Genomic DNA, 9670 nt, shown 5'->3' with positions numbered 1-9670 from the left:
TTCTGCTTCTGCTTCTGCTGCGACAGGTTGCTGCTCTTGTTGAGCTTCTTCAAGCGCTTGCTCAGATTCAGTTGGCTTAACTTGTTCAGCTTCAGGCGCGACCTGTTCAGCCTCAACTTGTGATTCAACTTCAGTTTGATCTTCAACGCTTTCTACGTTCGCTTCATTCTGAGTTTTTGGGCTTTGTTCTTCTTCACCAAAACCAAGCCACGATAATAATCCGCGCTTCTTTTTTTCCGTCATCAGAGGAGTTTCCTAGATCTACTAATTAGCTGTATTGACTTAATACACGTCGACTCTTTGCTATTGTTATACAATACAAGCTTGTACAAACGAATAGTAAAGAAAAATGACAAAGCAGTGATAAGTTTGCTTTTAGCTTGATACACTTTGTCATTGCAAATTTATTTAATACACGAACCCACTTAAATTGGGCTCGGTATAGTATCACTTTATTAGCGGTCAAAAAATCTATGGTAAGACGTCGCCAGCAAAACACATCACAAAAAAAGCCATCCGGAGGCTTTGTTCGAATTATTAGTGGCTCATGGAGAGGTAGAAAGCTGCCTGTTCATGATTTAGAAGGATTACGCCCAACCATTGACCGAGTAAAAGAAACACTCTTTAACTGGGTGGCTCAAGATATCCCACATTCAACTTGCTTGGATGTATTTGCCGGTTCTGGCGGTCTAGGTTTTGAAGCAGCTTCTCGCCAAGCCAAAATGGTGACACTGCTCGAAATGAATCAAAAGGCGGCTAAACAGCTTTCTGATAACGCGAAAGAGCTCAAGGCAGACAACATTAATGTCGTGAATACTGATGCTATCTCTTTCCTTAAGAAACCGGGCACGCCTTACGATATGGTTTTCCTTGATCCACCATTTCGTCAAGGCTTACTGGCAGAAACAGTACAACTGCTTGAGAGTAACGGTTGGCTTGCAGACAATGCCATCATTTACGTCGAGACAGAGAAAGAACTGAAACTCGAAGCTATGCCAGAGAACTGGGAATTGCATCGCGACAAGACCACCGGACAGTCAAGCTACCGACTGTTCAATCGAATCACTGAAGAATAGGAGTTATTGAATGAAGTTCTTGCTTCCACTAGCAAAAGCAGCCATCGCCTTTGTTTGGTTTATCTTAATCGTAAATATTTTCTACCCGTTTCCGGGTAATGCTGCGATTGCGCTTTATATCATGACCGCATTCTTGTTCTTCATGCACGGCCTGCAGATGCTGATTTTCATCGGTGCATTCGGCGATAAGATCGAGATGTCACGTTGGGAGAAATGGTCAATATTGATTTTCGGAGTCTTTGCCCTACTCGATATCCGTCGTAAGCACATGATGTAATCGAAATAAAAACCGAAGAAACAGATACAAAAACGCCGCTCAGTAGAGCGGCGTTTTTTTATTGAGTAATGGTAGCAACACTAGCCCATGTAGCCCTTCACGCCATCCAAGAACATTTGAGTCGATAGCATCACAAGTAACAAGCCCATCAAGCGCTCGATGGCTTTAAGCCCTCTCTCACCTAGTACTCGTAGGAAGAAGCCATTAAACATCAGAATGAAGAAGGTAGCGCCCCAAGCCAGCATCACAGCCGCTGAAAGCTCTAACATGTTGTCTGGATGCTGGGTCGACAGCAGAATCAGTGCAGCAATCACTGACGGACCTGCAATCATAGGAATCGCCATCGGCACAATAAACGGCTCTTCACCCGCCGCGAGGCCAGTAATGCTGCCTGCGCTTGGGAAAATCATCTTAATCGCGATAATAAACAGAATAATACCGCCAGAGATACTCAAGGTTTCAGGCTGCACGTGCAGGAAGTTCATAATGCTTTGACCCGCAAATAAGAACAGCAGCAAGATAACCAGTGCGAACATCAGCTCACGAATCAGAACAATACGGCGACGCTTCGGGTCAATATGCTTAAGGATAGAGAGCACGATTGGCAAGTTGCCAAGCGGGTCCATGATAAGAAACAGCATGGTTGCTGCAGATAAGATTTCCATAAGTTTGTCTCGAAAAGCGTAAGTGCGCGGAGTATAGCAGCCTCAACATTGATTTTCGAACGCAGTGATAAGCGGGTTAACTGATGCTTTTAAAAGGGGATGTTATAAGAAGGCAAATTAGCGAAAGCAGATTGAAAGGTAATGAAAAGAGTGGAGCCGAAACATGCACCCACTCTTTATTCACGAATAAAACAAGCCACTAAGAATTAGTGATTACACACACGTTCGCGGTTAGTGCAAAGCTTATCATCGACAACGACAACCTTTTCCATCTTCAAGAAAAACTTCAACAGGCTATCTAAATCCAGACCATTGAGCTTACAAGTATGGAAGCGAGCTTCTTCGCCATAGGTTTGAGCAAGCGCTAATGTTAGCTCTTCGCGAGTCAGTGGCTTTTCACTAAGCAGGTTTAAAACGTTGTGTGCGTGAATTTCAGTCGTCATAACTCAATCTCATGTTTAATGAATTACACGTAGAGTACCGAGTTTTAGCAACGCCGTTTTGATGTAGCTCAGGCTTGAGAGAGCTCTACCCTAAATAGTAATCGATGCGACGATGAATGCGTGTGCGAGAAAGTAACTGCCCGTTACCCAAAAGTAAGCGCCCTTGATTGGGCTGCGGTAACTGTTTAGCGCATAAGCTAAGGCCGAAAGGAGCAGCACGCTACAGCCAGCAAAACCGACCGCGTGTGATAACTGAGGATCCAGCAGCCAAACCTCACCAGAAGCCCATGCTAACTGAATAAGCACAATGCCCATGATGACCACGGGAAAAACGAGTTTGTCTAAGCGTGGCAGCAGTAAAAAGAAAGCAACAACGCAAGCTGCCAATAACAGCGCGAACAACCACCAAACCATTTCACCTGATAGCTGTAACCAAAAAGCTTTGCTGTAACAGAGTTGAGCCAATAAGAAGCAGACAAAATGCAGAGGGCGTTTTTGAGTGAGAGTATGAAGCACATCTGCGATCGCAGAGATAGCCAACCCCGCAACTATCCAATAGGTAAAGTCAGCCACAACCGACTGAGTTAAAGCAATTGTCGCTAATAATACAAAGGTAAATACCTTATACGATAAGGCCTGACCGATATGTCCATGTTTCGTTCCTGCTATTGCTCCGATACCAGATAAGGAAACCGCTAACCAACTCCACATACCACTTGCCCTATTGCTTTAAATCGTCGCCAGTCTAGGCACACGAGTGTTGATGTAAAGCCTCAGCCCCTCAAAATTGGATCTTGATTACGCTTCCACTAAAAAGAGTCTCTTTAGATTGAAGTCGTAACAATTACCACCATGACAATGGCCATTCGTTTAAAACTAGAACGAATCATCATAAAACCCATTCAAACTGGCATTAGAGTCGCCATACTTGAGTTTTGGCCAATTCTAACCTATCGACTTCACCAAAATCGGCTTAATTCCGTCAAATACCACACTTGAAAAATTAAAATAACCACATTTAAAGTAAATAATAACAATAACTTAAATAAACAAACTCAAGATTAATAGGAAAATAAAAACGCCAACCAAGCCTAGACTTGTAAAGTAGCCAGTTTTCTTTTTTAACGCCCAGTTTTGTCAGGTTATTTCAAGCCTCCGGTAAAAATCGCCACAAAAACCAAGCCGAAAAATTAAAAAACCAACCAAAACCAACCTAGCCACCACCAACCTCTATTAATACAGTTTAACAACCTTTAACAATATAAATTACACAAAACAACCATTACAAAACAACAAGTTAAATCAAATTAGAACAAACATAAATCACAACGAACAAATTAAGAACACACCATAAAACACAGTTAAACACTGCCAAACAAGCCAAAAACTCATAGTTTTCTACTACTTTTAAAGCTTTCGAAAGTAATTCTTGATCTAAGGCCATAAGTAGTGCTATTCTTTAAAACATAGCGAGAGACAACCAAATTTAGGAGTAGTGTTATGATTTCATCTTCGCAAAGACAAGGACTTGTAATGATCGCGGTAGTTGTAGGTCTAATGACACTACCGATGATGTACTAAGCAAGTTACAGATAAAAAAAGGGACGCCATGAGCGTCCCTTTTTTTGTTCAATTTTTTCACTTCGAAAACAGATGCAGTGTTAGCACATCCCAGTTCGCATAATAGAAACCTGCGGCAGCTAAAGTCATTGCCATCATCAGTAAGATCGCAACTCGCCAGATAAAACGACCACTACGTGGAGTCAGCTCCTTCTCACAGTCGTTACACATCATGATGAACTTATGTTGGTCTTCCAACTTAGCCTCATGTTCATTGACTACCTTATTACGACACGTTGCGATATAGCGCAGCTTGCTCACCATATCGTGCGGTAGCCTTTCTTCACAGCTTGTTACAAGCTCATGCAATCCTTCGCCTTCGGCATGATATTGAAGCCTCAATAATTTCTCTATATTGCGAGTTCTTGTCACCACTTTTTCAATATCGGTCATCTTAGCCCTCCCACTCCACACTATAATTCTAGTCGAGCATTTCCCTATTCTTATACAAAATCACTGTTATTTACGAGAGAAAGAGACAATAAATAACAATGCTTTATCCCAAACTGACCATTAAATGTGATGTCTGCCGAAAAATAATCAGCTTGGCTTACAACAGTTCACGAATAACGGCTTTAAACACATATCCCTATTGCCTGAAAGACTAGAATAACCATCACGACTACATGGAGGTTATATGCCTAATTCACTCTTTTTTGCCATCTTTGCTCTCGCTGCTCTAGCGGCTTGGGTATTTATTGGTTTCTATCGAAAACACTCGCAAGGTGAAAATGCGCCAGAGAAGAAAGTGAATGTCACGGTGTTAGACAAACAATCGATCGACCTTCCTGACGCAGAACCGGGCCAAGAAGATCAAGAGTACTGGATTTACGTTCAACGTGGTGTGGTTGGTCCGAAGCGAGAATTCCAAGTCGGCATCCACTATTTCCACGCCCTTAACCCTGGCGACAAAGGAACCTTAACCTACCAAGGCGATAAGTTCTTACACTTTGCGTTGAAGCGCTAAACGTCAGCCGCTTCAACTGTCGTCCCTAAGCAATCCATCAGAAAGCCTTAGCAATCACCGCTAAGGCAATAACCAACGCGTTTTCTCTGACTTAGACACCAACCAGCTCATCCATAATGCGCCAGCTCCGCTGATCACAATCCATAATGGAATAACCCATGCCGGATGTCCTTGGTACCAACCAAACTCTTTCATCGGCCACAAGAAAATCGGGTGCAGCAGGTAAATACCTAAGCTGTGCTTACTGATAAAGCCAACCACTTGGTTACTCTTCTCAGACAGGCCTTCACCATAGTAACGGCATACCATGAACACCATGCTCGCGGCTAATACGGTATTCAACGTTTTGTAAGATAGCCAGCGCCCTACCGTGTACTCTTCTGCTACCAAGCTTGCATCAACCACCATGTAAACCGTGGTTAGTAACGCTAGCCCACCCAGTAACACACTCACGCCAACGGTCATCTTGTTAAGTGGCACAATCTTATACAGCAAGTAACCCAATGGTAAGTAACCGGTGTACAACCACAATTCGTGACTCCAAGGGCCATCGATTTTCAGTAAGAACAGCAATGTTGTGAACAACCATACCGCCGTAAAGGCATAGACCGATCTATCACCGTACTTTCTAACCATGATCTGCAAGAACGGAATCACAAAATAGAGTGGGATGAAGTAATAGAAGAAACCAAGGTGGTAATAGGTGTAATGATGGTAGCTATTAAGCAACACGTCCCAACTGACGTCGGCATCAAAGCCCATTGCTGACCAGCCCGACAGATAGGTATAGAAAAGCGACCAGACAATGAAAGGTATCAGTACCTTGCCCAAACGACGCTTGAGGTAGTATTTGGCGTCAAACGGGCGCTGATCACTGAGCATCAGTGCGCCAGTAATCAAAATGAACACAGGTACTGCCCAGCGGCTGAAACCGTTTACTGTAATGGCAGTAAGCCATTCACCGAAAGGAATAGTGCCCAACTCATTGCGATAAGGCGCCAAAACATGAATCGCGATAACCGCTACGGCCGCGACACATCGTGCTAAATCAAAAAAGAGAATTCGCTGCTTCATGTAAATGCTTGATTAATATTCAATCATTCTACTATAGCAATAAAAAAGCTGACCGGAATAAATACCAAGTCAGCTTAGTGTTAAAGGAGATACTTATCGCGAATTTAGCTCATACGACTCTAGCTTCTGCGACTTGAGCTCTCACAAATGAGGCTCATCTGGCTGAAGCTTATGCCGCTGAAATTTGCGGCACTTTCGGTAAACGCAGAGAGATCACCGTCGTTATCGCCAAGAATGCGAAGGAAACCCACAGACACGCAGACAAACCTGCCATTTGGAATACCAAGCCCGACAATATCGTGCCAATCAAACGGCCCATCGCGTTTGCCATGTAGTAGAAACCGACATCAAGAGAAACGCCATCGCCTTTCGCATAACTCACAATCAAATATGAGTGAAGTGATGAGTTCACCGCAAAGATGACACCAAACACCATCAAGCCACCGATAATAACTAACTCGGGTTGCCAGCCAATCTGTACCGCATAAGCGATAGCAGCGGTCACTATAGCCAGCGCACCAGCCCATAACAGCGCGGCATGGCCATCTGGCACCTTACCTTGAGCTTTACCAGTAATCTTGGGTGCAATGCCCTGCACAAAGCCGTATGCGATGGTCCAAGCCGCTAAGAAGCCACCCACCCATGAGTGATCCCACCCAAACACGCTGCCTAGGTAAATCGGCAAAGCAATCACAAACCACACATCACGAGCGCCAAACAGGAACATACGTGCTGCGGATAGGATGTTGATGGATTCAGACTTAGAGAAGATCTGTTTGAACTTAGGCTTGGTTTTCGCTTTGCCCATGTCCGCTTCTAAGCTCAACACACTGCCAACGAAGACCAATGCCAACACGGCTGCCATCGCGAGCACGGCGTATTGGAAGCCAATCGTTGAAAGCAGTAAACCACCAATAAAGAAGCCTGCCCCTTTAAGCGCATTCTTAGATCCGGTCAGAATCGCAATCCACTTATAAAGCGCGCCTTGTTGTTCATCAGGAACCAGAGTCTTAATTGAGCTCTTGGCACTCATCTTATTGAGGTCTTTAGCGATACCAGACAAGGCTTGCGCCGCCATGACCCAAGGAATGGTCAGCATTGCCGTTGGCACCGCGAGCATACCCAAGGCGACGACTTGCATGCCTAACCCAATGTTCATGGTCTTATTGAGGCCAAGACGCGCCCCTAACCAGCCACCGATTAGGTTAGTCACCACACCAAAGAATTCATAGAAAAGGAACAGTGAGGCGATTTCTAACGAACTGTAGCCAAGGTCGTAAAAATACAGAACCACCAACATGCGAAGTGCACCATCAGTAATGGTGAAGTTCCAGTAGTTAAAAGTCACCAACATGTATTGGCGAACGCTCTTACTTAGATTTGAAAACATAACGCTATCTCTGCAATCTAAACAAAAAGAGCTTTTGGATCATGATAAGTTCAACACTCCAGATACCAAAAGCTCCCTGTCTAACACTGATGACTATTAGCTATTCGCTACGCCATTAATGTATTCAACCTGGATAGGTTTAGTGAAGGCACCTGGACGCAGTGCCTGCACCTCTTGAACTACCTTGCTCAAATCCCAGCCTTTTTCTAACAGTAGGTGAGCTGCGAACAAACCAGTGCGACCAGAGCCGCCCATACAATGCATTGCAACCTTGCCGCCGTTATCGACGATGTTATGTAGCTCAGGGCTAGCTGCTTGCCACTTCGCAGCAAAACCAGCACCCGGTGCACAGTCGTCTTCAATTTCGATCTGGAACCATTGCATACCTAACGCACGTGTTTTTTCACCAAGTGCCGCCACGTCTTTGCTTGCAAGCTCATGGTCATCAAGTGCTGTCACGATAGCTTCAACGCCTTGCTCTTTTAGCTGAGCCAGTGATGCATCAAGCGTTGCTTCTTTTGTGCCTGGGCACGGAGTAAGCACTAGCGCACCTTGCTCTAGGTCTAGTTGCCATGTTGGATGTATCATTATATCTTCTCCAGATTCTTATTAAGCAAGGCCAACGGTACGAACAAGCTCAGCGGTACGTGTTGCGTAACCCATCTCATTGTCGTACCAAGCGTAGATCTTAACCATGCGCTTACCGACCAACATCGTTGATAGTGCATCCACGATTGTTGAGCGTTGGTCGCCTTTGTAATCGATAGAAACCAGTGGACGCTCTTCAAAGCCAAGAATACCTTTTAGTTCATTCTGAGACGCTTCTTTCAGCATCGCGTTAACTTCTTCTGCCGTGGTGTCTTGCTTCACTTCGAAGATGATGTCTGTCAGAGAAGCGTTCGCTAGCGGTACACGAACTGCGTGGCCGTTGATGCGGTTTTCTAGCTCAGGGAAGATCTCAACAATCGCTTTGGCGCTGCCCGTCGTTGTTGGGATAAGACTCATGCCACATGCACGTGCGCGGCGTAAGTCTTTGTGCGGCGCATCAAGAATAGTTTGCGTGTTAGTTAAATCGTGAATAGTGGTGAAGGCTGCGTTCTCGATACCAAGCTTCTCGTTGATCACCTTAACCACTGGCGCGATACAGTTCGTTGTACAAGACGCTGCCGTTACGATTTTGTGTACCGCAGGGTCGAAGATATTGTCATTCACACCAACAACGATGTTTGCGATGCCTTCTTCTTTCACTGGCGCCGATACCACAACACGTTTCACGCCCTGCTCTAGGTATTTGTTTAGGAAAGAGGTCTTACGGTGAACACCTGTCGCTTCGATAACCACATCACAACCAGACCAGTCGATCGCATCGATGTCGCGCTCTTGTGTGGTCTTGATGCGCTGGCCATTAATGATCATCTCATCGCCTTCTGCAGTTACTTCGTGGTGAAAGCGACCTTGAACTGAATCAAATTCTAGAAGGTGGGCCAGTGTTGTTGTGTCGCCAGCAACATCGTTAATTTGAACAAATTCTAGCTCATCCCAATCGAATGCTGCGCGAAGTGCTAGACGGCCGATACGACCAAAACCATTAATACCTACTTTGACTGTCATTTTCTGTTCTCTCAGTTAATTGCCTTCATATTTGAAGCCGCAGCGTTGTTGACTACGTTCACTTACCGGAGCGCCGGCCGCCCTAATTACATAGAGCCACTATGCTCATAGGGATAAGTTCACTTGTCGCCTAGCTGCAACTACAACTATTTCGGCATTAAGTTTTAATGTATTTAAACGCAACATACTGGGCGTGAGTTCATCGACTCTAAGCGCTCAATATCTTGCTGGTATTCAGTTTTCAAACAGTTCGATGCAATAAGGTCGTCAATTAACTTTAGCATCCAACCTGGTAAATCTTGTGACAGGCGGTAAAACACCCACTGCCCCTGGCGAACATCAATCAAAACACCGTTTGAACGCAGCTGCGCAAGATGGCGTGAAACCTTTGGCTGACTTTCTTGCAATGCCTGAGTCAACTCACCAACCGATAAGCACTCATTGCGAACTATCAACATTAAGCAACGCACTCGCGTTTCATCGGACAGTAATTTAAAAAATTGGTGAGGAAGCATAAAAACATACTCATATATGGATATACACATAT

The 9670-nt window shown here is 44.8% G+C and carries 12 protein-coding genes and 1 pseudogene; 3 read left to right on the top strand and 10 right to left on the bottom strand.

The features are described from left to right. Positions 1-243 (bottom strand): annotated as a pseudogene (locus tag AB4623_RS12220) (signal recognition particle-docking protein FtsY); the annotation flags it as partial. 230 nt (positions 244-473) lie between these two features. On the opposite strand from AB4623_RS12220, the gene rsmD reads away from it, so the two are divergent. Together rsmD and AB4623_RS12210 are read left to right on the top strand one after the other, a co-directional pair. Next, a complete protein-coding gene (rsmD, locus tag AB4623_RS12215; RefSeq protein WP_017066764.1) occupies positions 474-1076 on the top strand; it encodes a 16S rRNA (guanine(966)-N(2))-methyltransferase RsmD in 603 nt (200 codons plus the stop codon). A 10-nt stretch (positions 1077-1086) separates the two neighbouring features. After that, positions 1087-1353, top strand: a complete 267-nt coding sequence (locus tag AB4623_RS12210; RefSeq protein WP_016784000.1) for a DUF1145 domain-containing protein — start codon at positions 1087-1089, stop codon at positions 1351-1353. Positions 1354-1433: 80 nt separating this feature from the next. On the opposite strand, the gene AB4623_RS12205 is transcribed toward AB4623_RS12210, so the two are convergent. The 4 genes from AB4623_RS12205 to AB4623_RS12190 form a co-directional block, all read right to left on the bottom strand. After that, the gene (locus AB4623_RS12205; protein ID WP_017061035.1) at positions 1434-2018 is read right to left on the bottom strand and encodes a YhgN family NAAT transporter; all 585 of its coding nucleotides are present in this window, start codon (positions 2016-2018) and stop codon (positions 1434-1436) included. Positions 2019-2224: 206 nt separating this feature from the next. Continuing rightward, positions 2225-2461: a YecH family metal-binding protein gene (locus AB4623_RS12200; protein ID WP_017066763.1), complete on the bottom strand. Its 237-nt coding sequence runs from the start codon at positions 2459-2461 to the stop codon at positions 2225-2227. 90 nt (positions 2462-2551) lie between these two features. Continuing rightward, the gene (locus tag AB4623_RS12195; protein ID WP_017061033.1) at positions 2552-3172 is read right to left on the bottom strand and encodes a lysoplasmalogenase; all 621 of its coding nucleotides are present in this window, start codon (positions 3170-3172) and stop codon (positions 2552-2554) included. Positions 3173-4099: 927 nt separating this feature from the next. Next, positions 4100-4474 (bottom strand): hypothetical protein, encoded by a 375-nt coding sequence (locus AB4623_RS12190; protein WP_004736595.1) that lies wholly within the window; start codon positions 4472-4474, stop codon positions 4100-4102. Positions 4475-4718: 244 nt separating this feature from the next. Between AB4623_RS12190 and AB4623_RS12185 the strand changes: the two genes are divergently transcribed. Next, positions 4719-5048 (top strand): DUF2500 domain-containing protein, encoded by a 330-nt coding sequence (locus tag AB4623_RS12185; RefSeq protein ID WP_017061032.1) that lies wholly within the window; start codon positions 4719-4721, stop codon positions 5046-5048. A 60-nt stretch (positions 5049-5108) separates the two neighbouring features. Here AB4623_RS12185 and AB4623_RS12180 read toward each other — a convergent pair whose 3' ends face one another. The 5 genes from AB4623_RS12180 to AB4623_RS12160 all read right to left on the bottom strand — a co-directional run bounded on the left by AB4623_RS12180 (position 5109) and on the right by AB4623_RS12160 (position 9638). Continuing rightward, positions 5109-6122 carry an acyltransferase gene (locus AB4623_RS12180; RefSeq protein ID WP_017061031.1) on the bottom strand — a complete coding sequence of 338 codons (1014 nt, stop codon included), beginning with the start codon at positions 6120-6122 and terminating at the stop codon, positions 5109-5111. A 169-nt stretch (positions 6123-6291) separates the two neighbouring features. Then, a complete protein-coding gene (gene arsJ / locus AB4623_RS12175; protein WP_029235838.1) occupies positions 6292-7512 on the bottom strand; it encodes an organoarsenical effux MFS transporter ArsJ in 1221 nt (406 codons plus the stop codon). Between the two features lie 96 nt (positions 7513-7608). Beyond that, positions 7609-8100, bottom strand: a complete 492-nt coding sequence (locus tag AB4623_RS12170; protein WP_017061028.1) for a cyclin-dependent kinase inhibitor 3 family protein — start codon at positions 8098-8100, stop codon at positions 7609-7611. Positions 8101-8121: 21 nt separating this feature from the next. Further along, the gene (locus AB4623_RS12165) at positions 8122-9123 is read right to left on the bottom strand and encodes an ArsJ-associated glyceraldehyde-3-phosphate dehydrogenase (protein ID WP_017061027.1); all 1002 of its coding nucleotides are present in this window, start codon (positions 9121-9123) and stop codon (positions 8122-8124) included. Positions 9124-9296: 173 nt separating this feature from the next. Further along, positions 9297-9638 (bottom strand): metalloregulator ArsR/SmtB family transcription factor, encoded by a 342-nt coding sequence (locus AB4623_RS12160; protein ID WP_017063763.1) that lies wholly within the window; start codon positions 9636-9638, stop codon positions 9297-9299. Between the last annotated feature and the right edge of the window lie 32 nt (positions 9639-9670).

The organism is Vibrio sp. 10N.222.52.C12 (assembly GCF_041474215.1).
In the GTDB taxonomy this organism is placed as follows: domain Bacteria; phylum Pseudomonadota; class Gammaproteobacteria; order Enterobacterales; family Vibrionaceae; genus Vibrio; species Vibrio crassostreae_C.
This window is presented reverse-complemented; position numbering and strand designations above follow the sequence as displayed.